This window comes from Pseudomonas sp. GW821-FHT01E05, from assembly GCF_059422425.1.
The window spans coordinates 110,056-134,696 of record NZ_JBWKWW010000013.1 but is presented as its reverse complement, the minus strand read 5'-3'; the positions used below and the strand labels follow the sequence as shown (position 1 = coordinate 134,696).

Below are 24,641 nucleotides of genomic sequence, written 5' to 3'. Positions count from 1 at the left end.
GCTGGGGTGTGTAGTGGTTTTCGAAACCGACGATAATTTCGACATTTCACCAACTACCCTCCTCCAAGGCATACTTGCCACCCCTCGCATTGCAGAACCGTCAACCGCCCCATGCGTATCCACGTCAGTTTCATCGACCGCGTCGGCATCACCCAGGAAGTCCTGGCCTTGCTCGGCGGGCGCAATCTCAATCTGGATGCGGTGGAAATGGTTCCACCCAACGTCTACATCGACGCCCCGACGTTGAGCCCGCAGGTGCTGGAAGAGCTACGTGATGCACTGTTCAGCGTGCGTGGCGTGCAAGCGGTGACAGTGGTCGACATCCTCCCCGGCCAGCGCCGTCATCTGCAGCTTGACGCTTTGCTCGCGGCGATGACCGACCCGGTGCTGGCTCTGGACAGCGCTGGCAACGTCCTGCTGGCCAACCCGGCGCTCGTTGCCTTGTACGGCCGCGAACCGGCCGGGGAAAGTATCACCGAACTGTTTGCCGATCCGGCGCTGCTGGATGCGTTGCTCGAACATGGCTTCCGTCTGCCGTTGCGCGAAATCACCGTCAATGGCCAGACCCTGTTGCTCGACGCCACACCGATCACCGACGCCGGGGCTCTGCTGACGCTGTACCAGCCCAATCGCATCGGTGAACGCCTGTCCGCGCTGCATCACGACCATGCCGAAGGCTTCGACGCACTGCTCGGCGAGTCCCCGGCGATCCGTACCCTCAAGGCCCGCGCCCAGCGGGTGGCAGCCCTCGACGCACCGTTGTTGATCCAGGGCGAAACCGGTACTGGCAAAGAGCTGGTGGCCCGCGCCTGTCACGCCATCAGTGCACGCCACAGTTCGCCGTTTCTGGCGCTGAACTGTGCGGCACTCCCGGAAAACCTCGCCGAAAGTGAGCTGTTTGGCTACGCCCCCGGCGCCTTTACCGGCGCCCAGCGCGGCGGCAAGCCGGGACTGATGGAACTGGCCAACCAGGGCACGGTGTTTCTCGACGAAATCGGCGAGATGTCGCCCTATCTGCAAGCCAAGCTGCTGCGTTTTCTCAACGACGGCAGCTTCCGCCGGGTTGGTGGTGATCGTGAGGTCAGGGTCAATGTGCGGATCCTCAGCGCCACCCACCGCGATCTGGAAAAAATGGTCAGCGAAGGCAGCTTTCGTGAAGACCTGTTCTATCGCCTGAACGTGCTGAATGTCGAAGTCCCGCCGCTGCGCGAACGCGGTCAGGACATTCTGCTGTTGGCGCGCTACTTCATGCAGCAGGCCTGTGCGCAGATTCAGCGTCCGGTCTGTCGCCTGGCTCCCGGCACTTATCCGGCGCTGCTGGGTAACCGTTGGCCGGGCAATGTCCGGCAATTGCAGAACGTGATCTTCCGCGCCGCAGCGATCTGCGAAAGCACGCTGGTGGACATCGGTGATCTGGACATCGCTGGCACTTCCGTGGCGCGCCAGAGCGACACCGAAGTCGACAGCCTGGAACAGGCCATGGAAGAGTTCGAGAAAACCCTGCTGGAAAAACTCTACGTCAATTACCCCTCGACCCGCCAACTGGCCAGCCGCCTGCAAACCTCCCACACCGCCATCGCCCATCGTTTGCGCAAATACGGCATTCCCGGCAAGGTCTGAAGCCATCTGCGCCCTGTAGGAGCGAGGCTTTCCCGCGATTCAGACGATAAGGTGCGCCAGACGTACCGCGTTATCGTTCATCGCGAGCAAGCCTCGCTCCTACGAAGGACGACGCATCAAAAACGACCTCCACCTGTACTGAAAGCGCTACAGTGGAATGATATCGATACACCCCTCGGTAATCTCCGCCATGCAAGGCTTTGATCCTCATAGGCTTTTTTCTTCGCCTTCCGCTGTAGCGATTTCGCTACAGCTATGGATTTATTTGCCCACTCAAAAACACCCAAGCAATTGATTTATAAAGAATAAAAAACATTGGCCGCAATTTTGCTAAGTAATTGCTCATTCAGCTCTGCCCTGCACGAGCATTCAATCGCGTCTACCAGACGAGTCTGGCCCCTGAGGAGTTTCCATGAGCGAGTTGCGTTTTACTGAAGATCACGAATGGCTGCGCACCGAAGCTGACGGCAGCGTTACAGTCGGCATCACCGCCTTCGCACAGAACGCCTTGGGCGACGTGGTCTATGTGCAACTGCCAGAACTGCAGTCCTACGACAAAGGCGCCGAAGCCGCCACCGTCGAATCGGTAAAGGCTGCCAGCGGCGTTTACATGCCATTGGACGGTGAAGTGGTTGAAACCAACCCGGCCCTCAACGACAGCCCTGAACTGGTCAACGAAGATCCGCTGGGCGAAGGCTGGTTCTTCCGCTTCAAGCCGACCGACGCCTCGGCTGTCGCCAACCTGCTGGATCAAGACGCCTACGACCGTCTGATCAAAGCCAACGCCGAAGCCTGAGGAATAGCGCCATGACTCAAGTCAACCTGAGCACCGCCAACGAATTCATCGCGCGCCACATCGGCCCGCGTTCGGGCGATGAGCAAGCCATGCTCAACAGCCTGGGCTTCGACTCCCTGGAAGCCCTGAGCGCCAGCGTCATCCCCGACAGCATCAAGGGCACCAGCGTGCTCGACCTGGGCGCCGGCCTTAGCGAAGCCGACGCCCTGGCCTCGATCAAGGCCATCGCCGCCAAAAATCAGCTGTTCAAGACCTACATCGGCCAGGGCTACTACAACTGCCATACGCCATCGCCGATCCTGCGCAATCTGCTGGAAAACCCGGCCTGGTACACCGCCTACACCCCGTATCAACCGGAGATTTCCCAGGGTCGCCTGGAAGCGCTGCTGAACTTCCAGACGCTGATCAGTGACCTCAGCGGCCTGCCGATCGCCAACGCCTCGCTGCTCGATGAAGCCACCGCCGCTGCCGAAGCCATGACCTTCTGCAAACGCTTGAGCAAGAACAAAGGCAGCCACGCCTTCTTCGCCTCCCGCCACTGCCACCCGCAGACCCTCGACGTCTTGCGCACCCGCGCCGAGCCGTTGGGCATCGAGGTGGTGGTCGGCGACGAACGCGAGCTGACCGACGTCAGTGCGTTCTTTGGCGCCCTGCTGCAATACCCGGCCAGCAACGGCGACCTGTTCGACTACCGCGAACTGACCGAACGCTTCCACGCGGCCAACGCCCTGGTCGCGGTGGCCGCTGACCTGCTGGCCCTGACCGTACTGACCCCGCCAGGCGAATTCGGCGCCGACGTGGCCATCGGCAGCGCCCAACGCTTCGGCGTGCCGCTGGGCTTCGGCGGCCCGCACGCGGCGTACTTTTCTACCCGCGATGCGTTCAAACGCGACATGCCCGGCCGTCTGGTCGGCGTGTCCGTAGACCGTTTCGGCAAGCCAGCCCTGCGCCTGGCCATGCAGACTCGCGAGCAACACATCCGCCGCGAGAAAGCCACCAGCAACATCTGCACCGCCCAGGTGCTGCTGGCCAACATCGCCAGCATGTACGCCGTGTACCATGGCCCTAAAGGCCTGACACAGATCGCCCAGCGCATCCATCAGCTGACCGCGATCCTTGCCCAAGGCTTGAGCGATCTGGGACTGAGCGTCGAGCAGGAACACTTCTTCGACACCCTGACCCTGGCCACCGGCGCCAACACCGCCGCCCTGCACGACCAGGCCCGCGCCCAGCGCATCAACCTGCGGGTGGTGGATGGCGAACGTCTGGGTCTGTCGCTGGACGAAACCACCAGCCAGGCTGACGTTGAAACCCTGTGGAGCGTGCTGGCCGACGGCAAGGCCCTGCCGGACTTCGCCGCCCTCGCCGCCTCGGTCGAAAGCCGCATCCCGGCTGCACTGGTGCGCCAATCGCCGATCCTCAGCCACCCGGTGTTCAACCGTTATCACTCGGAAACCGAGCTGATGCGCTACCTGCGCAAACTCGCCGACAAGGACCTGGCCCTGGATCGCAGCATGATCCCGCTGGGTTCGTGCACCATGAAACTCAACGCCGCCAGCGAAATGATCCCGGTGACCTGGGCCGAATTCGGTGCCCTGCACCCGTTCGCCCCGGCCGAGCAAAGCGCCGGCTATCAGCAGCTGACCGATGAACTGGAAGCGATGCTCTGCGCCGCCACCGGTTACGACGCCATCTCCCTGCAACCCAACGCCGGTTCCCAGGGTGAATACGCCGGTCTGCTGGCGATCCGTGCCTACCACCAGAGCCGTGGTGAAGACCGTCGCGACATCTGCCTGATCCCCTCGTCCGCCCACGGCACCAACCCGGCCACCGCCAACATGGCCGGTATGCGCGTGGTGGTGACCGCGTGCGACGCCCGCGGCAACGTCGACATCGAAGACCTGCGCGCCAAGGCCATCGAGCACCGCGAACACCTCGCCGCGCTGATGATCACCTACCCCTCGACCCACGGCGTGTTCGAAGAAGGCATCCGCGAAATCTGCGGGATCATCCATGACCACGGCGGCCAGGTGTACATCGACGGCGCCAACATGAACGCCATGGTTGGCCTCTGCGCACCGGGCAAGTTCGGCGGCGACGTGTCCCACCTGAACCTGCACAAGACTTTCTGCATCCCCCACGGCGGTGGCGGCCCGGGCGTCGGCCCGATTGGCGTGAAATCCCACCTGACGCCGTTCCTGCCGGGTCACGGCACGATGGAACGCAAGGAAGGCGCGGTCTGCGCGGCACCGTTCGGCAGCGCGAGCATTCTGCCAATCACCTGGATGTACATTCGGATGATGGGTGGCGCGGGTCTCAAGCGTGCCTCGCAGCTGGCGATCCTCAATGCCAACTACATTTCCCGGCGCCTCGAAGAGCACTACCCGGTGCTGTACACCGGCAGCAACGGCCTGGTGGCCCACGAATGCATCCTCGACCTGCGTCCGTTGAAAGACAGCAGCGGCATCAGCGTCGATGACGTCGCCAAGCGCCTGATCGACTTCGGCTTCCACGCCCCGACCATGTCCTTCCCGGTGGCCGGCACGCTGATGATCGAGCCGACCGAAAGCGAATCCAAGGAAGAACTGGACCGCTTCTGCGACGCCATGATCCGCATCCGCGAAGAAATCCGCGCGGTGGAAAACGGCACCCTGGACCAGGACGACAACCCGCTGAAAAACGCCCCGCACACCGCGGCGGAAATCGTTGGTGAGTGGACGCATCCGTACAGCCGTGAACAGGCGGTGTACCCGGTTGCATCGTTGATCGAGGGCAAGTACTGGCCACCGGTCGGTCGGGTCGACAACGTGTTCGGCGATCGCAACCTGATCTGCGCTTGCCCGTCGATCGAAAGCTACGCTTAAACCAATGAGGGGGCGACTTGCTCGCCCCCTCATGGTCACCACAATACCCTGTGGGAGCGAGCTTGCTCGCGATGGGGCCGTGTCAGTCGACATCAATGCTGCCTGTCACACCGCTATCGCGAGCAAGCTCGCTCCCACAAGGATCTTTGCCAATTCTCAGAATCTGCGTCGATCCTCATTACAAGAAACCGGAGAACAACCATGTCGTTAAGCGTGTTCGACCTGTTCAAGATTGGCATCGGCCCCTCCAGTTCCCACACCGTCGGCCCGATGCGTGCCGCTGCGCGCTTCGTCGAAGGCCTGCGTCGTGAAAACCTGCTGGCGGCAACCACCTGCGTCAAAGTCGAGCTGTACGGCTCGCTCGGCGCTACCGGCAAGGGCCACGGCAGCGACAAGGCCGTGTTACTGGGCCTGGAAGGTGAACACCCGGATACCGTGGATACCGAGACCATTGCTGCCCGCCTGCACGAGATTCGCAGCAACGGACGCTTGAACCTGCTCGGTGAACACAGCATAGAATTCAACGAAAAACTCCACCTGGCGATGATCCGCAAACCCTTGGCCTATCACCCCAACGGCATGATCTTTCGTGCCTTCGATGCCGCCGGTTTGCAGGTTCGCAGCCGCGAGTATTATTCGGTCGGTGGTGGCTTCGTCGTCGATGAAGATGCTGCGGGCGCTGACCGCATTGTCGAAGACACCACGCCGCTGACCTTCCCGTTCAAGAGTGCCAAGGACTTGCTCGGTCATTGCACCACCTACGGCCTGTCCATCAGCCAGGTGATGCTGACCAATGAAAGCGCCTGGCGCCCGGAAGCGCAAACCCGTGCCGGCTTGCTGAATATCTGGCAAGTGATGCAGGACTGCGTCGCCGCCGGTTGCCGCAACGAGGGAATTCTGCCCGGCGGCTTGAAGGTCAAACGCCGTGCGGCAGCGCTGCATCGGCAATTGTGCAAGAGCCCCGAAGCCTCCCTGCGCGATCCACTGTCGGTACTCGACTGGGTCAATTTGTACGCCTTGGCGGTCAACGAAGAAAACGCCAACGGCGGTCGCGTGGTCACTGCACCGACTAATGGCGCAGCAGGGATAATTCCTGCGGTTTTGCACTACTACATGCGCTTTATCCCGGGAGCCAACGAAGACGGTGTGGTGCGTTTTCTGCTCACCGCGGCGGCCATTGGCATTCTATACAAGGAAAACGCCTCGATCTCCGGCGCCGAAGTCGGCTGCCAGGGCGAGGTCGGTGTCGCCTGCTCAATGGCCGCCGGGGCACTCTGCGAAGTGCTGGGCGGCACCGTGCAGCAAGTGGAAAACGCCGCCGAGATCGGCATGGAACACAACCTCGGACTGACCTGCGACCCCATTGGCGGCCTGGTTCAGGTGCCGTGCATCGAGCGCAACGCCATGGGCTCGGTAAAAGCCATCAATGCGGTGCGCATGGCCCTGCGCGGCGACGGTCAACACTACGTCTCCCTCGATAAGGTCATTCGCACCATGCGCCAGACCGGCGCCGATATGAAAAGCAAATACAAGGAAACCGCCCGCGGCGGTTTGGCGGTCAACATCATTGAGTGCTGATGCGAGCCTGGCTGCATCAGTGCATTTTTTCAGGAGCTGAACATGTCCACCGAACAACTGTTGAAAACCCCGCTGCACGCCCTGCATCTGGAGCTCGGCGCGCGCATGGTCCCATTCGCCGGTTACGACATGCCGGTGCAATACCCGCTGGGCGTGATGAAAGAACACCAGCACACCCGTGATCAGGCCGGGTTGTTCGATGTCTCGCACATGGGCCAGATTCGCCTGACCGGCGCCAACGCCGCGAAGGCACTGGAGACCCTGGTGCCGGTGGACATCATCGACCTGCCGGTGGGGATGCAACGTTATGCGATGTTCACCAATGAAACCGGCGGCATACTCGATGACCTGATGGTCGCCAACCTCGGTAACGATGAACTGTTCCTGGTGGTCAACGCCGCCTGCAAGGATCAGGACCTCGCGCACCTGCGCAAATACATCGGCGACCAGTGCGAGATTCAGCCACTGTTTGAAGAACGCGCCCTGCTCGCGCTGCAAGGCCCGGCGGCGGTAACGGTACTGGCACGCCTGGCACCTGACGTGTCGAAAATGACCTTCATGCAATTCACCAGCGTGAAGTTGCTGGGCGTGGACTGCTACGTCAGCCGTTCCGGCTACACCGGTGAAGACGGTTTCGAAATCTCCGTACCGGCCGCCAACGCAGAAGCCTTGGCCCGCGCACTGCTGGCCGAACCGGAAGTGGCAGCAATCGGCCTCGGCGCTCGCGACTCGCTGCGCCTGGAAGCCGGCCTGTGCCTCTATGGCCACGATATGAACACCGAGACCACGCCTATCGAGGCCAGCCTGCTCTGGGCCATCTCCAAGGCTCGTCGCGCCGATGGCTCCCGTGCCGGTGGCTTCCCTGGCGCAGAAACCGTGTTCACTCAGCAGCAAGCCGGTGTGAGCCGCAAACGGGTCGGCCTGTTACCTCAGGAGCGCACGCCAGTGCGTGAAGGCGCAGAAATCGTCAACGAAGAAGGCACAGTGATCGGCAGCGTGTGCAGCGGCGGCTTTGGACCAACATTGGGTGGCCCATTGGCCATGGGTTACCTCGACAGCCACTACATGGCACTTGATACATCCGTCTGGGCAATTGTACGTGGGAAAAAGGTGCCCATGAATGTAAGCAAAATGCCATTTGTTCCACAACGCTACTATCGCGGTTGATTGACTGTTTCTATAAGTAACGCGGTTGCGTTAACAGTGCACTAATCTGTAACGCAACCGCCACCAAACAGTGCATGCGGTTGGCTATAAATTTCGATAATGAACTTGGTTTATAACGATCGAAAACAATTGAACAGCTCTATCGAATAAGCGACATCACCAGTCTGTAAACGACCCCACGCTGAGTAAAACCGCGGCTTCTGAGGGCTTGTTTTTTCTCCCTTAGTTGGCGTAGAGTTTCTTCACTGTGTTTGCATGGGTCGCTTGGAACCGTGACCTGGGCAGTAGCCATAAGTTTGCTACAACCCGTTCGACGTCTCTTACTTTCCTGCAACCAGCCCCAGTACTCTTTCATTAGAAAGAGGCTGTCATTAATTTTTGCGTCAAAGGAAATAAGAAATGTCCCAACGTCAGAGCGGTACCGTCAAGTGGTTTAACGACGAAAAAGGTTTTGGTTTTATCACTCCAGAAAGCGGTCCGGATCTGTTCGTCCATTTCCGCGCGATTCAGGGCAGCGGCTTCAAGAGCCTGAAAGAAGGCCAGAAAGTGACTTTCGTTGCTGTGCAAGGCCAGAAAGGCATGCAGGCTGACGAAGTACAAGCAGAAGGTTAATCCCGACTGCAACAAAAAGCCCCTGATGCTGACATCAGGGGCTTTTTTGTGCGCGCAATTCCGTAAAATGGCTTTTTTCAGCCGAGAGTCCTGTCATGTCGAAACACCTGCTAAGCCCTCAAGGCGACTTTCCCGCCGCAGGCCTGGGCCGCCGCCTGGCAGCGATGTTCTATGACTTCCTGTTGTGCACCGCCCTACTGATCGTCACCGGAGGCATTTACAAGATGGTGCAAATGGCGATCATTGGCGAAGCTAAAATGCGCGCCCTGACAGATACCGGTGCACTGGACGGTGATCCGCTGCTATCAACGATTTTGTTTTTCGTCCTGTTCGGCTTCTTCGCCAAATTCTGGTCCTGGTCTGGCCAGACCCTTGGCATGCAAGTCTGGTGCATTCGCGTACAGAACCCCGACGGTACAGCTATCAGCCTGTGGCAGGCCTTGCTGCGCTTTGTCGTGTCGATTGCTTCGCTGCTTTGTGTAGGTTTGGGTTTCATCTGGTCGTTGTTCGACAAACAGAAACGCAGCTGGCACGACATCTACTCAAACAGCCAGTTGGTGCGGATTCCGAAGAAGACGAAGTAGCTTCAGGTCGATGTACATAAAACCTGTAGCTGCCGCAGGCTGCGATCTTCTGATTTTGAGTACATATCCGTTTCTGCGGTAACGGCTGCCTGGGATTGGGTACATATCCGTTTCACGCAACGCCTGCGTTCGGCCTCTGGGAAAGGGGCAGGCAGATCCAAAGCAAAGCAACAGCAACGGCAAGATCAAAAGATCGCAGCCTGCGGCAGCTCCTACAGGGAATCGCGTGCGCGTAAGCTCAGGCCGGCCGGTCGGCCGCCTCGCTTTTGATCTTGATGCACCGCCCCCTCGAGAGGCCGAGTGGAGGTTCTGCGCAGTGGGCAACCCGGCATGGATGCCGGGTTAGCCGCCCCCGGCCATGGATGGCCGATGGCGGCGGGCCCACGGAGCAGGACCGGAGCGAGGGCACCCTGAGCCTAGGCGAAGGGCCGAACGAAAGGGGCAAGAGCCCTTGGTTACTTGGGGCTTTTCCAAGTGACCCGCCGTAAGGGCGAAACCTAAAGTGGCCGTTACCGCAGAAACGGATATGTACACCAGCAAGAGATTGGTCGGCTGTCAGGCCGCCATCGCGAGCAAGCTCGGCTCCCACATTTGATCGGCGTATATCCGCAGGAGACAGGCCGGCTGTCAGGCCGCCTTCACGGGCAAGCCCGCTCCCACATTTGATCTGTGTACATCCGCAGGAGCCAGGCCGGCTGTCAGGCCGTCATCGCGAGCAAGCTCGGCTCCTACAGGGATCAGGCATTGCCCGCCAGCTTCATGCGTGCAGCCTGGGTAAAATCGAGCATGCGCTTGAGCGGACGAATGGCCTGGGGAATCAGCGCCGGGTCAACGAAGATCTCGTTGGCCCCCTCTCGCAGGGCCTGTAGCGTGCGCTCAAGGGTATTCATCGCCATCCACGGGCAATGCGCGCAACTGCGGCATGTCGCACCGTTACCGGCCGTTGGCGCCTCGATGAAGACCTTATCGGGGCACAGCTGCTGCATTTTGTAGAAAATGCCGCGGTCGGTGGCCACGATAAACGTCTTGTTTGGCAGTTTTTGCGCAGCTGCAATGAGCTGACTGGTAGAACCCACTGCATCGGCCAGTTCGATGACCGAAGTCGGCGACTCGGGGTGAACCAGAATCGCCGCATCCGGATACAGCGCTTTCATGTCTTCGAGCTGCTTGGACTTGAACTCTTCGTGAACGATGCAGGCACCGTCCCAGAGCAACATGTCGGCACCGGTTTGGCGCTGGATATAAGTGCCCAGATGCTTGTCCGGGCCCCAAATGATCGTCTCACCGTTATCCATCAGGCTCTCGACGATTTCCAGTGCACAGCTGGAAGTCACGACCCAGTCAGCGCGGGCTTTGACGGCCGCTGAAGTGTTGGCATACACCACCACCGTGCGCTCAGGGTGCTGATCACAAAACGCCGAGAACTCGTCCACCGGGCAACCCAGGTCCAGCGAGCAGGTCGCTTCCAGGGTCGGCATCAGCACACGCTTTTCCGGATTGAGGATTTTCGCGGTCTCGCCCATGAATTTCACTCCGGCGACCACCACAGTCTTGGCCGGATGGGCGTTGCCGAAGCGGGCCATCTCCAACGAGTCGGACACACAGCCGCCGGTTTCTTCGGCCAGAGCCTGAATGACCGGATCGCAATAGAAGTGGGCAACCAGTACAGCGTCCTGAGCCTTGAGCTCAGCAGCGATGGCAGCACGGTAATAGGCTTCCTCTTCGGCGCTTAGCGGTTTGGGCTGTTTGGCGTCGAGGTGGGCTTGAACCAGAAGGCGTTCGGAAATTTGCGTCATGTTCGCAAGACCTGCAAGCGCTAGTGCGCGAAAGTCGAGTATACCACCGGCTCTGGACCGTTCAGGGTACCGCCGGGAGAGTGGGTCCATCAGGCATGGACAGTATTGCAGCTGCGCAAGGCTACAGAATATCCGCTGGATTCAAAAGATGATTCTGACCTGCGTAAAACAGTGAAGCGCCCTGATTGGACAGCGATAAAATCCAGGGCAAAAAAAAATCTGGAAATCCTCACTTTCGTGGGCCTTCCAGATTTTCAAACATCTACATCTAAAATGGTGGGTCGTGTGGGATTCGAACCTACGACCAATTGGTTAAAAGCCAACTGCTCTACCAACTGAGCTAACGACCCGCTGTGTGGTGGCGCGTATAATACTGATTTTTAACGGGAATTCAACACCCTAAATGAAATAAATCAAAAATAACGTGTTGGGTCGCTGATTCCCGCCGCAGAGAAGCCTTCAGCACGCAGACGGCAACTGTCACATTTCCCACATGCGCGACCGTTGTCATCCGCCTGATAGCAGGACACCGTCAGCCCGTAGTCGACGCCAAGTCGTACACCTGCCTTGACGATATCGGCCTTGCTCAAGTTCTGCAGCGGTGCCTGGATACGGAAGCCCTGCCCTTCTACCCCGGCCTTTGTCGCCAGGTTAGCCATACGCTCGAATGCCTCGATGAACTCTGGACGACAATCCGGGTAACCGGAATAGTCCACCGCATTGACGCCTATAAAGATGTCCCGCGCGCCGAGCACTTCCGCCCAGCCAAGAGCGAGCGAGAGGAACACGGTATTGCGCGCCGGCACGTAAGTCACCGGAATGCCTTCGCTTGGCGCTTGCGGCACATCGATAGAGCTGTCGGTCAGAGCCGAGCCACCAATGCCGTTCAGATTCAGACCGATCACCTTATGCTCGACGACGCCAAGATCCCGGGCGACCCGAGCAGCGGCATCCAGCTCGGCCCGATGACGCTGACCGTAGTCGAAGCTCATGGTGTAGCAGCTGTAACCGTCGGCGCGTGCCATGGCCACGACAGTTGCCGAGTCAAGGCCGCCAGACAGCAGAATTACCGCACGCTTCTCATTAGATAGCTGTTGATTCATTTGCTCAGTCATTTCAGCGCCCCGGCTCGTCATTCCAAAGATATTTATGCAGCTGCAGTTGCAGGCGCACTGGCAGGTTGTCCGCAACAACCCAGTCAGCCAGGTCGCGAGCATTCAAGTCATGATGGCTGGGCGAGAACAATACTTCGCCGGCACGCCGATCCAGACCGTACTGAATCAGTTTGGACACTGCCCAGTCGTAGTCTTCACGAGAACAGATGACAAATTTGACCTGATCGTTTGGCGTCAGCAGCTCGATGTTTTCATAGCGGTTACGCTGAGCCTCCTTGGAGCCAGGTGTTTTCAAGTCGACAACCCGACTGACCCGCAGATCGACCGCAGAAATATCCAGAGCGCCACTGGTTTCCAGCGACACCTGGTATCCGGCATCACACAGCTGCTTGAGCAAAGGAATGGCATTGGGTTGCGCCAACGGCTCACCGCCGGTCACACAGACATAGCGCGGGCGGTAGCCGGCAACCTGTTCGAGGATGCTGTCCAGGGACATGATCGAGCCACCGCTGAAAGCGTAGGCGCTGTCGCAGTACTGACAACGCAATGGGCAACCGGTCAGACGCACAAATACTGTGGGCAGCCCGGCAGTCCGCGTTTCACCCTGCAACGAGTAAAAGACTTCGGTGATTCTCAATGTGTCTTGCATAGTCGCCACGGGCGTAACAGCTAAACAGGCTGTCCGCCTCCGTCAGGCACTTCAAGGAACCCCGCAACCGCGCGAATCCCAAGAAGCGTGTTTCATAAAAAGGGTATGAATTCTAACGAAAAAACCCGCGATGGGCGCGGGTTTCTTCAAAACGGCGTAACTATTTCTACAAGCTACACGCTTACATGCGTTGCAAGTCACGCTGGGCCAGCTGAGCGGCGGAAGTGCCCGGATACTGGCTCACAACCTGCTGCAGAATGCCTTTGACCTTATCGGTGTGACCCAGTCGGCGCTCTACATCAGCAAGCTTGTACAGCGAATCCGGCACTTTGGCATGCTTGGGGTACAGCTGGCTAACCTTGGCAAAAGCCTGACCGGCACCTTGCAGGTCGCCCTTGGCCAGGTTCACTTCACCCAACCAGTATTGAGCGTTGCCCGCATACTGGCTGTTCGGGTATTTGCGCAGGAATGCGGCGAAGGCTTGGCTGGCCTTGTCGAAATCCTTGGCCTTGATCAGGTCGAAGGCTGCGTCGTAATACAGCTTTTCCTTCGCCGGATCACCCGGTTCGCTACTTGCTGCAGGAGCCTGAGTGGCAGGCGCTGCAGCTGCACCGGCGGCATTGACATCGCCACCAGCAGAAGAATTATCAGGAGCCGCGGCAGGTGCGCCGCCGGTTCCAATACGCCGATCAAGATCCTGGTATCGCTCCAGGTTTTCCTGCTTCATGCGCGCAACATCATTTTGCAGAACTTCAATCACACCTTGTTGCCGGGCGATTTGCTCCTGCATTTGTTGCAGTTGGTTGAACAGCTCACCCTGTGCCGAGACAGGAGCCGAAACCCCTCCCCCGGCATAGGCGCCGTTCGTACCGTAACCCGCAGGCGGATAACTGCTCCCGCTATTGTTATAACCGGAGTTGTTGTCATCGACCACAGGAACCGCAGCCCACACCGCGAGCGGCATGAGGCTGAGAGCCAAAACAGTTACAGCACGACGGCACGTTCGCATGACGAATTACTTACGCAGTTCGACGCGACGGTTTTGAGCCCAGGACTGCTCGTCGTTGCCGGTAGCAACTGGACGCTCTTCGCCGTAGGAAACCAGTTCCAGCTGAGCTGGGGAAACACCTTGCAGTACCAGGTAGCGCTGAACGGCTTTCGCACGACGCTCGCCCAGTGCCATGTTGTACTCACGAGTACCACGTTCGTCGGTGTTGCCTTCCAGAACAACGCGAGCGCCGTTTGCTTTCAGGTCTTTGGCGTGAACGTCCAGAGCGCGCATGGCTTCTGGCTTCAGGTCCGAGCTGTCGTATTCGAAGTAGAAGGTAGTGATTGCGCGCAGAGCAGCTTCTTCGCTCAGGGAGCCATCCACAGCACCAGTGTTAGCGCCGTAACCAGCGTTTGGATCAACAGCGCCTGCACCGGCGTTGTCGCCGCCTTTGGACGAGCAACCTACAGCTACAGCCATGGCCAGAGCCAGCGCAGCAAACTTACCAAACTTCAGCATTTCCATCGTGAAACTCCTAATGAACCCCAATGTGTTAAGTACAACGTGTAGCGCCGCGTCAGTTCAGGTAAGGGGACCAGGAAGGTTCTCTGACTTCGCCTTGAGCGGTAGGAAGCGGGAGCCTTACGCGTCCATTAATGGACACGAGCATCAAGACTCCCCGGCCCTGCTGGCGGGTGGCGTAGATTACCATGGTGCCGTTGGGCGCGACAGTAGGCGACTCGTCCAGAGTGCTATCAGTTAGGATTTTTACGCTACCGCGTTGCAAATCCTGAGCCGCCACCTTGAAATTGGTGAAGCCATCCTGACGGTGAATCATGACAAGCGTCTTCTCGTCTGCTGACAATTTCGGGTTGGCGTTGTAGTTACCGATAAAGGTCACACGCTCCGCACCGCCGCCACCTGCGCTGGTTTTGTAGATCTGCGGCTTGCCGCCACGGTCCGACGTGAAGTAGATGGTTGAACCATCCTTACCCCAGAACGGCTCGGTATTAATGCCTGGACCACTGGTGACGCGAGTGATCTGACGCGACCCCAGATTCATTACATAAACATCCGGATTACCGTCTTTGGACAGTACAAAAGCCAGTCTCGTGCCATCCGGCGACCAGGCTGGCGCGCCATTGAGACCTTCAAAGTTGGTGATCTGCTCGCGGCGACCGGTATCGATGTGCTGAACGAAGATGCGCGGGCGCTTCTGTTCGAACGACACGTAGGCAATACGCTTGCCATCAGGTGCGAAACGCGGCGACAGGATTGGCTCGCGCGATTGCAACAAGGTCACTGCGCGCGCGCCGTCATAGTCGGAACGCTGCAAGGTGTAACGCGTGTTGCTCACCGAAAAACGCTCGGCAGTCACGTACAGCATGCGCGTCGAGAAAGCACCTTTGATGCCGGTAAGCTTCTCGAACGACTGGTCAGCAATGTAGTGAGACATGTCGCGCAGTTGATCGACGCTGCCTGATACGCTGCCGGTCAGCACTTGCTGCTCGGTGGCGACGTTGAACAGTGCGTACTGCACCTGCAGGCGACCGCCGGCAGGAACAATGCTACCGACCATGATGTACTGGGCTCCAAGAGCCTTCCAGTCACGATAAATGACTTCGCTGGCCTGAGTCGGCAGACCGATCATGTTCTGCTTCGGAATTGGCGAGTAATAACCCGAGTTGCGCAGGTCATTACCGATGATTTCCGCCATGTCGTCCGGCAGCACGCTGCCGCCCTGCCAACCGAATGGCACTACTGCAATCGGCGTGGCCCGGTCACTGCCACTGGTGACCAGAATGTTTTTTTCATCCGCTGCCGCTATCCCTGCCATGCAGCAAATAACGACAAGCAATCCTCGAAGAAGGTTTCTCACAAGGCTAGATCCTCAGGTGTGAATGTCATCTTGAATGAACGATAGGGAGCGAAATCGCTCGGTTTCATTCCCTGCATTTCTGTCAAACGACCAATGTTCTTGACCGCCGCTACAGCAGAACTGTCGAACGGACCATCACCACTGGACCTGGCCACAGTCACCGAAGTCACCGTACCGTCCGGCAACATGCCAATCTGCAGTACTACCGTCATGTTCTTGCGTGCCGAAGGAGGTCGTGCCCAACCTTCCGCTGCCCGAGCACGAATCAGATCGTCGAAACTGCCGGCGACTTCATCGCCCCGCTCATCGGCCAGGGCTTGTTGACGCTGTGGTTTGTCGGAAAGCAAATCAGCCAGGGCCTGAGCCTTTTTCTCTTCGGTCGATTTACGCGCCGCGTCAGTTGCCTTTTTCTTGGCAGCATCGGCAGTAGCTTTCTTCTTCGCATCCTCGGCGATTTTCTTCTTCGCCTCGTCCGCTTCAGCTTTCTTCTTGGCGTCGTCCGCGGCTTTCTTCTTCGCGTCTTCGACAATTTTTTTCTTGGCTTCCTCAGCGACCTTTTTCTTGGCCTCTTCTTCAGCCTCTTTCTTGGCTTCCTCTTCAGCCTTCTTCTTGGCTATATCAGCCAATTGTTTCTCTTCAACCTTTTTTGCTTCTGCAGCCTTCTTGGCATCGTCGGCTTTCTTGGCTTGTTCAGCCTTCTTCGCCTCATCCGCCTTCTTGGCTTCATCCGCCTTCTTGGCCTCGTCGGCCTTTTGAGCTGACTCTTCTTTCTTTTGTTCCGCAGCCTTTACCGCTTCCTGCTCAACCTTCTTCTGTTCCATCTGTTCGACTTCGGTCTGACGTGCGGCGGATTTCTTCGCCTCACCCGCAATCTTCTGATTGGTCTGGGTAGTTGCCTGACTTTTCGATTTCAGTTGATACAGGGTCGCCTGGACAATCGGCTTGGCTGGCGGCAAGTCCGGGGTCATGGCGAAACTGACGAACAGCATGCCAAACACCAGAACGTGCAGGGCTAATGCCCAAACGCTAGGCCAGAAGTAGCTTTCCGAGGCGGACGGCTCTCGCTGTTGGTGCATCAGGGCGCCTCGGTAATCAAGCCAACATTACCGACCCCAGCTTTCTGCAGCCCACCCATTGCCCCCATCACGGAGCCATAATCGACGGTTTTATCGCCGCGGATGAAGACCTGGGTACGCTTGCCACCTTCTGTACCGGCGCGAATGATCTTGGTCACGGCGTCGGTCATCTGCGGCAAGGTCATCGCCTTGTCCTGCTGCTTGTCGGTGTTGACTTCGCTGCCAAGGTTCCAGTAATAGGTCTTGTCAGCCTTGATCGAAATGGTCAGGACCTGAGTGTTGTTGTCTTGCGGCAAGGCTTCGCTGGAAACCTTGGGCAGATCAACTTTCACGCCCTGATTGAGCATCGGTGCGGTCACCATGAAGATGACCAGCAGCACCAGCATCACGTCGATGTAAGGCACTACGTTCATCTCGGCAACCGGCTTGCGCTTTTTGCGAGCTCGAGCGATTAAAGCCATTGGGAATTACCTGCTTATTCTTCGCTGGTGTGCACTTTACGGTGCAGGATCGCCTGGAACTCATCGGCGAAGGTGTAGTAACGGCCGATCAAGGTTTCGCTGCGAGCGGCGAAACGGTTGTAAGCGATTACCGCAGGAATGGCTGCGAACAGACCGATAGCGGTCGCGACCAGCGCTTCGGCGATACCTGGAGCCACAGTGGCCAGGGTCGCTTGCTGGGCAGCCGCCAGACCACGGAAGGAGTTCATGATGCCCCAGACCGTACCGAACAGACCGATGTACGGGCTGACGGAACCCACGGTGGCGAGGAACGGCAGGCTCTGCTCGAGCTTTTCTTCTTCGCGGGAAATGGCCACGCGCATGGCACGCGCCACGCCTTCCATGACCGCTTCCGGATCAACGCCTGGCTGCTGACGCAGACGGGAGAACTCCTTGAAACCGGCACGGAAAATCTGCTCTACGCCTGAGTCCGGGTCCGGGTTGCTACCGGCCTGACGATAGAGTTTCGACAGGTCGATACCCGACCAGAAGCGCTCTTCAAAGCCCTCCAGGGCACGGCGGCCGGCGCGCAACAGGTTGCTGCGCTGAAAGATCATGATCCACGAGGTCACCGATGCGGCTACCAGGATCAGCATTACCAACTGCACCACGACGCTGGCATTGCTGACCAGGCTCCACATGGAGGTATGGTCGACGACGTTAGCTTCCACGCTTTATCTCCTGCTCTGAGTGTGTACCCGCGCCGCTCACGTCGGCAAAGGCCGCACGTAGAGCTTCGGGAATGGCCCGGGGTTTCAAACTATGGGTGCGCACACAGGCCACCAAAAACTGCCCTTCGCAGAGCAGTGCATTATCCGTAGCCCGCCTGACTTGCTGTTTAAAGCGCAGGCTGACGCGGTTCAATTCGATTACTTCAGCACTTACCAGAAGCTCGTCATCCAGTCGCGCCGGCGCGTGATAGCGCGCTTCGCTGGAATGCACGACGAACAACAGGTCCTCCCCTGCAAGCTGCGATTGAGCAAAGCCCAGTTCGCGTAGCCGCTCGGTTCGAGCCCGTTCCATAAACTTAAGGTAATTAACGTAATACACGATGCCGCCGGCATCGGTGTCCTCGTAATAAACGCGACACCGATGTGCGAACGACTCCAGCCCGTTTTGCGCGCGCATACTCTAGTGCTTACTCCTCAGGTTGCCAATCCGGCCAGGCAACTGTTTTTCATTTTCGAACGCGTTTTCTTGCAAAATCATCGCGATGCCAGCCTTTGGGACCACGCAATCGGCGAAAAAATCAACGCGAAGGGTTCATTAATCGTCTATGGCATCCAGAAACTCGTCTGCCACGGGCATCTCACCCATGCGCGCAGGAGTGTTCAAACCGAAATGCAGGTACGCATGCCGGGTCACCACTCGCCCACGCGGGGTGCGCATGATGTAGCCCTGCTGGATCAGATATGGCTCAAGCACATCCTCGATGGTATGCCGCTCTTCGCTGATGGCCGCCGCGAGACTGTCCACCCCCACCGGGCCACCATCGAACTTCTCGATCATGGTCAATAACAGGCGTCGGTCCTGATGGTCGAAACCACGTTCATCGACATCCAGCAGGTTCAACGCCAGGTCGGCAATCGGCTTGGTGATGTGCCCCTTGGCCCGCACTTCCGCGAAATCCCGCACCCGGCGCAGCAAACGGTTGGCGATCCGCGGCGTACCGCGGGCCCGGCGAGCGATTTCGAACGCGCCTTCCGGGTCCAGCGGCAAGCCGAGAATCCCGGCCGAGCGACCGACAATAGTGGCCAGATCCGCAGTGCTATAGAACTCCAGACGCTGAACGATACCAAAGCGGTCACGCAACGGGTTGGTCAGCATCCCGGCGCGAGTGGTGGCACCGACCAGGGTGAACGGCGGCAGGTCGAGTTTGATCGAACGCGCCGCCGGCCCTTCGCCGATCATGATGTCGAGCTGGAAGTCTTCCATGGCCGGGTACAACACTTCCTCGACGATGGGCGACAGCCGATGGATCTCATCGATGAACAGCACGTCATGGGGTTCAAGATTGGTCAACAGCGCCGCCAGGTCACCCGGACGCTCAAGTACCGGACCCGAGGTGCTTTTGATCGACACGCCCATTTCCTGGGCGATGATGTTGGCCAGGGTGGTTTTACCCAGACCCGGCGGGCCGAAGATCAGCGTGTGATCGAGCGATTCGTTGCGCCCACGGGCGGCCTGGATAAACAGCTCCATTTGCTCGCGAACGGTCGGTTGGCCGATGTACTCGGCCAGGCTGACGGGACGAATCGCCCGGTCCTGGACTTCCTCGCGGTCACGGGGGCCACCCGTGGCGGCGATCAGACGATCAGCTTCAATCACTTAAATCATTCCCTTCAGGGCGCGACGAATCAGGTCTTCACTGCTCAAACCTTTCTCCTTGATGGCAGAAATCGCCTTGCTGGCCTCCTGCGGCTTGTAGCCAAGGGAAATCAGCGCGCTCACCGCATCGTTTTCGGCGGTGACCACCGGCATCGGTGCATCCGGCTGGTTCGGTACCAGTGCGAACATGCTTGGCACGGTTTCCCAGGCCTTGAAGCGATCCTTGAGTTCCACCAGCAAACGCTCGGCAGTCTTCTTGCCGACGCCCGGCACCTTGGTCAGCGCTGAAGTGTCCTGCGCTTGCACGCAGCGCACCAATTCATCGACTTCAAGGCTCGACATCAAGGCCAACGCCAGCTTGGGGCCCACGCCATTGAGGCGGATCAGCTCACGAAAAAAATCGCGATCACGCTTGCCAATGAAACCGTAGAGCAATTGGGCGTCTTCGCGCACGACCAAATGGGTGTGCAAGGCGATCGTCTCTCCGACCGACGGCAGTCGATAGAGCGTGGTCATCGGCACTTCCAGCTCATAGCCCAGGCCGTTTACATCCAGAATCAGGTGCGGCGGCTGTTTCTCAGCCAAGGTGCCGCGCAAACGTCCAATCACGTTTCAAATCCTTAAGCGTTGGCCAGATCTGGCTTACGGGTAACAAAGTGAGCGTGATCGCCGACAGGACAGGCGCAAAACGCTCAACGGACAAAATGAGTGGGCTGATGCTATCAGATCAGAGGCGAAGGCGACCGCCGCGACTGCGAGCCGTGCCCAGACCATGAGGTAACAGACTGGAGCGGGTGTGGGCATGACAAATGGCGATTGCCAGGGCGTCCGAGGCATCGATTTGCGGTTTGCTGGTCAGTTTCAGCATGTGCATGACCATCATCTGCACCTGCTCTTTATTCGCCGAACCGGTCCCGGTTACCGCCTGCTTGACCTGGGTTGCGGTGTATTCGGCGATTTCCAGGCTTTCTTCGGCACCGGCGACGATGGCGGCGCCGCGAGCCTGGCCGAGCTTCAGGGCCGAGTCAGCATTGCGGGCCATAAAGACCTTTTCGATCCCCATGGTGACCGGACCGTAGGTCTGAATGACTTCGCGCACACCGCGATAAACAATTTGCAACCGTTCATGTAACTCGCCGCTGCCAGTACGAATACAGCCCGAGGCCACGTACACGCAGCCACGGCCGGTATCGCGTACCACGCCATAACCGGTAATGCGTGAACCGGGGTCGATACCAAGAATTAAAGTCATAACGCCTGCGGGTTTAGAGAATGAGGCCGGCATGGAACAGGCAGCGTCGGCGAGACATAACGGGAGACCGACACCTGAGCTGCAGGAGCCTGGCTTGCCAGCGATGGCAATCTGAAGACCGGCGCAAGGCTCAAGTGCCTCATCGCTGGCAAGCCAGGCTTCCTGCAGTGACGGGGTCGATCAGCCGAGCTGCTGGGCCACCGATTCCGGGATATCTGCGTTGGAGTACACGTTCTGCACGTCATCTAGGTCTTCAAGCATATCGATCAGCTTGAGGACTTTTTCGGCACCTTCCAGGTCCAGTTCGGCGCTGGTGGTCGGCAACATCACGATTTCCGCGTCATTACCTTTGAAACCGGCCGCTTCCAGGGCATTACGCACGGAGTAGAAACCGGCGAACGAGGTGAACACGTCAATCGAGCCGTCCTCGTTGGTGACCACGTCATCAGCGTCGGCTTCCATGGCTGCTTCCATGAGCGCATCTTCATCAACGCCTGGCGCAAAGGAAATCTGCCCCTTGCGTTCGAACAGATAAGCCACCGAACCGTCGGTCCCTAGGTTGCCGCCGCATTTGCTGAACGCATGGCGTACAGCTGCTGCGGTGCGATTGCGGTTGTCGGTCATGCACTCGACCATCACCGCTACGCCGCCCGGGCCATAGCCTTCGTAGCTCAGCTCGACCATGTCATCGGTGTCGGCAGCGCCAGCACCACGGGCAACCGCGCGATCGATAATGTCACGGCTCATATTCGCGCCAAGGGCCTTGTCCAGCGCCAGACGCAGACGCGGGTTGGAACCCGGGTCACCGCCACCCTGACGGGCCGCGACAGTCAGTTCACGAATCCACTTGGTGAAAATCTTGCCCTTCTTGGCATCCTGACGTTCTTTGCGGTGCTTGATGTTCGCCCACTTGGAATGACCTGCCATAACTCGCTCCGAATTCTCTTTAAAACAATGCCCGCACGCCCATGAAGGCGAGCGGGCAACACAATCTGGATCTGACACAAAGGCGCATCGATCGATACGCCTTTGTGGTCGATCTTACTCAGCCTTAGGCTGTTCGCGCAGACGGATGTGCAGTTCGCGCAATGCCTTGGCATCCACCAGACCTGGTGCCTGAGTCATGACACAGGCAGCACTCTGGGTTTTCGGGAAGGCGATCACTTCACGGATCGACTGGGCGCCAGTCATCAGCATCACCAGACGGTCCAGACCAAAAGCCAGACCACCGTGGGGTGGTGCGCCGTACTTCAGGGCGTCGAGCAGGAAGCCGAATTTCTCTTCCTGTTCCGCTTCGCTGATACCCAACAGACGGAATACCGATTGCTGCATTTCCTTGCGGTGGATACGGATCGAACCGCCACCCAGCTCGGTGCCGTTCAGCACCATGTCGTAGGCACGGGACAGCGCGGTCGCAGGGTTGGCTTCAAGCTCCTCTGGCGTACACTTCGGCGCGGTGAACGGGTGGTGCAATGCGGTGAAGCTGCCGTCGTCGTTCTCTTCGAACATCGGGAAGTCGACGACCCACATCGGTGCCCACTCGCAGGTCAGCAGGTTCAGGTCGTGACCGACCTTGATCCGCAGCGCGCCCAGGGCTTCGCTGACGATCTTGGCCTTGTCGGCACCGAAGAACACGATGTCGCCATCGACCGCGCCAACGCGATCAAGGATCACATTGAGGTTGGCTTCAGGGATGTTCTTGACGATTGGCGACTGCAAGCCTTCGACGCCTTTGGCGCGTTCGTTGACCTTGATGTACGCCAGGCCCTTGGCACCGTAGATGCCGACGAACTTGGTGTAGTCGTCGATCTTGCTGCGCGGCATGCTCGCCCCGCCCGGAACGCGCAGAGCGGCGATACGGCTTTTCGGATCGTTGGCCGGGCCACTGAAGACCTTGAAATCGACTTCCTTGAGCTGGTCGGCAACGTCAACCAGTTCCAGCGGGTTACGCAGGTCCGGCTTGTCGGAACCGTAACGACGCATGGCCTCGTCCCAGGTCATGTGCGGGAACTCACCGAATTCCAGACCCAGCACTTCCTTGAACAGGTTGCGGATCATGCCTTCGGTCAGGCCGATGATGTCGGCTTCGTTGAGGAAGCTGGTTTCGATGTCGATCTGGGTGAATTCCGGCTGACGGTCGGCACGCAGGTCTTCGTCACGGAAACACTTGGCGATCTGGTAGTAACGATCGAAGCCGGCAACCATCAGCAGTTGCTTGAACAGCTGCGGCGATTGCGGCAAGGCGAAGAAGCTACCTGCGTGAGTACGGCTCGGCACCAGATAGTCACGTGCGCCTTCTGGCGTGGCACGGGTCAGGATCGGCGTCTCGACGTCAAGGAAGCCATTCTCGTCCAGGTAGCGACGGATACTGGTGGTCATGCGCGAACGCAGACGCAGCTTCTCGGCCATTTCCGGACGACGCAGGTCGATGAAGCGATAACGCAGGCGGGTTTCTTCGCCAACGTCAGAGTATTCGTTGAGCGGGAACGGCGGGGTTTCCGCTTCGTTCAGCACTTCCAGCTCGTAGCCCAGTATTTCGATAGCACCGGAAGCCATGTTGGCGTTGCCGGCACCAGCCGGACGCAGACGCACCTTACCGGTGATTTTGACTACGTACTCACTGCGCACACGGTCGGCGGCGGCGAAGGTTTCGGCGCGATCCGGATCGAACACCACCTGGGCCAGACCTTCACGATCACGAATATCGAGGAAAATCACCCCGCCGTGGTCACGACGACGGTGGACCCATCCGCAAAGGGTAACTTCCTGACCTTCCAGGCTTTCGTTCAGTTGGCCGCAATAATGGCTGCGCATCATGGTAGTGGTTTCACTTCTCGTAATTCGAAATTCGATTGGAGGTCTTGCCGCACCACCGCACTTCAATAAGGTGCCTGTGATGCAAGAGCTCGCGCGTGTCGTTCAACTTAGTCAGCTTTGTCGCCGCCGGCCAGATTCTTCTTCGAACCTGTCTTGAAGTCAGTCTCGTACCAGCCGGTACCGCTGAGGCGGAACCCGGGCATGGACAGCATTTTTTTCAGTTCAGGCGCCTGGCAGGCAGGGCAGTCGACCAGCGGCGCCGCGCTGATCTTTTGAATGGCTTCCAGTTGATGACCGCAGGAAGCACATTGATAGTCGTACATCGGCATGGAGTTGTCTCGGCAATCAATTCTACAGCCCGCGCCCGCACGAATAGCCCGGGCTACGCAGCAAAGGGCGCGATTATATCCATTAAATCGAGCCTGTGCAGCCGTATGACTGCACAGGTTGGCGTTCATCCCTATAGAGCTGCTGGCAACGCCTGCTGCTCAAGCTATGCGGCCACCGCGCCAGAGCGCTTGTGGCCATCTGCCATGATCCAGCAACGAGCGCAGCATCCACGCGGTCTTTTCATCGACCTGCATACGCTGGGTCAGCAGATCCGCCGTCGGCTCATCACTGACTTTATCAAGCAACGGGAAGATCCCGGGGTTGGAAAACCAGGAGCCCGAATTCGCTCGGCAAGCGCCGTGACCTCCGAACGCCAGGACGACGACCGATTTCAGCTGCCGGTGAAAAAACTGCGGGCAGCCTGAAAATCCTGATCACCCGTCTAGAACGAGCCTCTACAAGACAAACGGGCGCAACAACTTCCAGGCCGGCGATCAACGGGCACATTTGGCGGCAGCGCCTGATTTGAGAAGGGCCCGGCTTTGCTGTTAAATAGGGATGTGTCGCTGAAGTCCATTTCTCTGACTGCAGCGCATAGGCTGATGCCGCGTACGTGTCCAGCGCCTCATATTGTTCAGAAGCGAACGTTCGCAATCAGCTCTTCCTTGTGATCCGTCTTAACGTGAGTTA

At 58.7% G+C, this 24,641-nt stretch carries 23 protein-coding genes, 1 tRNA gene and 1 pseudogene; 7 read left to right on the top strand and 18 right to left on the bottom strand.

The annotated features are described in order from the left end of the window. The first annotated feature begins 111 nt into the window (after positions 1 to 111). The 7 genes from gcsR to AC07W5_RS25160 all read left to right on the top strand — a co-directional run bounded on the left by gcsR (position 112) and on the right by AC07W5_RS25160 (position 9,221). Complete coding sequence (gcsR, locus tag AC07W5_RS25190; protein ID WP_495024521.1) at positions 112 to 1,620, top strand: transcriptional regulator GcsR; 1,509 nt, start codon at positions 112 to 114, stop codon at positions 1,618 to 1,620. A gap of 412 nt (positions 1,621 to 2,032) precedes the next feature. Further along, complete coding sequence (gcvH, locus tag AC07W5_RS25185; RefSeq protein WP_494992099.1) at positions 2,033 to 2,416, top strand: glycine cleavage system protein GcvH; 384 nt, start codon at positions 2,033 to 2,035, stop codon at positions 2,414 to 2,416. 11 nt (positions 2,417 to 2,427) lie between these two features. Next, positions 2,428 to 5,280, top strand: a complete 2,853-nt coding sequence (gene gcvP, locus AC07W5_RS25180) for an aminomethyl-transferring glycine dehydrogenase (RefSeq protein WP_495024520.1) — start codon at positions 2,428 to 2,430, stop codon at positions 5,278 to 5,280. Positions 5,281 to 5,481: 201 nt separating this feature from the next. Beyond that, a complete protein-coding gene (locus tag AC07W5_RS25175; RefSeq protein ID WP_494992097.1) occupies positions 5,482 to 6,858 on the top strand; it encodes an L-serine ammonia-lyase in 1,377 nt (458 codons plus the stop codon). Between the two features lie 42 nt (positions 6,859 to 6,900). Continuing rightward, positions 6,901 to 8,025 carry a glycine cleavage system aminomethyltransferase GcvT gene (gcvT, locus tag AC07W5_RS25170; RefSeq protein ID WP_495012948.1) on the top strand — a complete coding sequence of 375 codons (1,125 nt, stop codon included), beginning with the start codon at positions 6,901 to 6,903 and terminating at the stop codon, positions 8,023 to 8,025. A 399-nt stretch (positions 8,026 to 8,424) separates the two neighbouring features. Then, positions 8,425 to 8,637, top strand: a complete 213-nt coding sequence (locus tag AC07W5_RS25165; RefSeq protein ID WP_105346577.1) for a cold-shock protein — start codon at positions 8,425 to 8,427, stop codon at positions 8,635 to 8,637. Between the two features lie 95 nt (positions 8,638 to 8,732). After that, positions 8,733 to 9,221 (top strand): RDD family protein, encoded by a 489-nt coding sequence (locus AC07W5_RS25160; protein ID WP_495024519.1) that lies wholly within the window; start codon positions 8,733 to 8,735, stop codon positions 9,219 to 9,221. A gap of 737 nt (positions 9,222 to 9,958) precedes the next feature. Here AC07W5_RS25160 and nadA read toward each other — a convergent pair. From nadA to AC07W5_RS25070, 18 genes and pseudogenes are all read right to left on the bottom strand, one after another. Next, the gene (gene nadA, locus AC07W5_RS25155; RefSeq protein WP_494992094.1) at positions 9,959 to 11,017 is read right to left on the bottom strand and encodes a quinolinate synthase NadA; all 1,059 of its coding nucleotides are present in this window, start codon (positions 11,015 to 11,017) and stop codon (positions 9,959 to 9,961) included. Between the two features lie 274 nt (positions 11,018 to 11,291). Continuing rightward, positions 11,292 to 11,367, bottom strand: a tRNA-Lys gene (locus AC07W5_RS25150). A gap of 63 nt (positions 11,368 to 11,430) precedes the next feature. Further along, positions 11,431 to 12,120: a 7-cyano-7-deazaguanine synthase QueC gene (gene queC / locus AC07W5_RS25145; protein ID WP_494992093.1), complete on the bottom strand. Its 690-nt coding sequence runs from the start codon at positions 12,118 to 12,120 to the stop codon at positions 11,431 to 11,433. Between the two features lie 13 nt (positions 12,121 to 12,133). Continuing rightward, positions 12,134 to 12,781: a 7-carboxy-7-deazaguanine synthase QueE gene (queE, locus tag AC07W5_RS25140; protein WP_494992092.1), complete on the bottom strand. Its 648-nt coding sequence runs from the start codon at positions 12,779 to 12,781 to the stop codon at positions 12,134 to 12,136. Between the two features lie 181 nt (positions 12,782 to 12,962). Next, positions 12,963 to 13,790, bottom strand: a complete 828-nt coding sequence (gene ybgF / locus AC07W5_RS25135; RefSeq protein ID WP_494992091.1) for a tol-pal system protein YbgF — start codon at positions 13,788 to 13,790, stop codon at positions 12,963 to 12,965. 6 nt (positions 13,791 to 13,796) lie between these two features. Further along, positions 13,797 to 14,294, bottom strand: a complete 498-nt coding sequence (gene pal, locus AC07W5_RS25130) for a peptidoglycan-associated lipoprotein Pal (protein WP_123426662.1) — start codon at positions 14,292 to 14,294, stop codon at positions 13,797 to 13,799. A gap of 52 nt (positions 14,295 to 14,346) precedes the next feature. After that, positions 14,347 to 15,606 (bottom strand): Tol-Pal system beta propeller repeat protein TolB, encoded by a 1,260-nt coding sequence (gene tolB / locus AC07W5_RS25125; protein WP_494992152.1) that lies wholly within the window; start codon positions 15,604 to 15,606, stop codon positions 14,347 to 14,349. Positions 15,607 to 15,644: 38 nt separating this feature from the next. Continuing rightward, a complete protein-coding gene (gene tolA / locus AC07W5_RS25120) occupies positions 15,645 to 16,724 on the bottom strand; it encodes a cell envelope integrity protein TolA (RefSeq protein ID WP_495024518.1) in 1,080 nt (359 codons plus the stop codon). Beyond that, on the bottom strand, positions 16,724 to 17,176 hold the full coding sequence (gene tolR, locus AC07W5_RS25115; RefSeq protein WP_494992151.1) for a protein TolR: 453 nt from the start codon (positions 17,174 to 17,176) through the stop codon (positions 16,724 to 16,726). Before tolR ends, tolA begins: the two co-directional genes overlap by 1 nt. A gap of 23 nt (positions 17,177 to 17,199) precedes the next feature. After that, positions 17,200 to 17,895 (bottom strand): protein TolQ, encoded by a 696-nt coding sequence (gene tolQ / locus AC07W5_RS25110; protein WP_494992089.1) that lies wholly within the window; start codon positions 17,893 to 17,895, stop codon positions 17,200 to 17,202. After that, positions 17,885 to 18,352, bottom strand: a complete 468-nt coding sequence (ybgC, locus tag AC07W5_RS25105) for a tol-pal system-associated acyl-CoA thioesterase (protein WP_494992088.1) — start codon at positions 18,350 to 18,352, stop codon at positions 17,885 to 17,887. Before ybgC ends, tolQ begins: the two co-directional genes overlap by 11 nt. 138 nt (positions 18,353 to 18,490) lie before the next feature. Beyond that, positions 18,491 to 19,552 carry a Holliday junction branch migration DNA helicase RuvB gene (gene ruvB / locus AC07W5_RS25100; protein WP_494992087.1) on the bottom strand — a complete coding sequence of 354 codons (1,062 nt, stop codon included), beginning with the start codon at positions 19,550 to 19,552 and terminating at the stop codon, positions 18,491 to 18,493. After that, positions 19,553 to 20,161 (bottom strand): Holliday junction branch migration protein RuvA, encoded by a 609-nt coding sequence (ruvA, locus tag AC07W5_RS25095; protein ID WP_123426655.1) that lies wholly within the window; start codon positions 20,159 to 20,161, stop codon positions 19,553 to 19,555. 118 nt (positions 20,162 to 20,279) lie between these two features. Then, the gene (ruvC, locus tag AC07W5_RS25090; protein WP_258699405.1) at positions 20,280 to 20,804 is read right to left on the bottom strand and encodes a crossover junction endodeoxyribonuclease RuvC; all 525 of its coding nucleotides are present in this window, start codon (positions 20,802 to 20,804) and stop codon (positions 20,280 to 20,282) included. Positions 20,805 to 20,984: 180 nt separating this feature from the next. After that, positions 20,985 to 21,731 (bottom strand): YebC/PmpR family DNA-binding transcriptional regulator, encoded by a 747-nt coding sequence (locus AC07W5_RS25085; RefSeq protein WP_160106257.1) that lies wholly within the window; start codon positions 21,729 to 21,731, stop codon positions 20,985 to 20,987. A gap of 114 nt (positions 21,732 to 21,845) precedes the next feature. Beyond that, positions 21,846 to 23,621 (bottom strand): aspartate--tRNA ligase, encoded by a 1,776-nt coding sequence (gene aspS / locus AC07W5_RS25080; RefSeq protein WP_495012945.1) that lies wholly within the window; start codon positions 23,619 to 23,621, stop codon positions 21,846 to 21,848. Positions 23,622 to 23,728: 107 nt separating this feature from the next. Next, positions 23,729 to 23,950 carry an FmdB family zinc ribbon protein gene (locus AC07W5_RS25075; protein WP_010457489.1) on the bottom strand — a complete coding sequence of 74 codons (222 nt, stop codon included), beginning with the start codon at positions 23,948 to 23,950 and terminating at the stop codon, positions 23,729 to 23,731. A 159-nt stretch (positions 23,951 to 24,109) separates the two neighbouring features. After that, positions 24,110 to 24,265: pseudogene (locus tag AC07W5_RS25070) on the bottom strand (hypothetical protein); the annotation flags it as partial. Between the last annotated feature and the right edge of the window lie 376 nt (positions 24,266 to 24,641).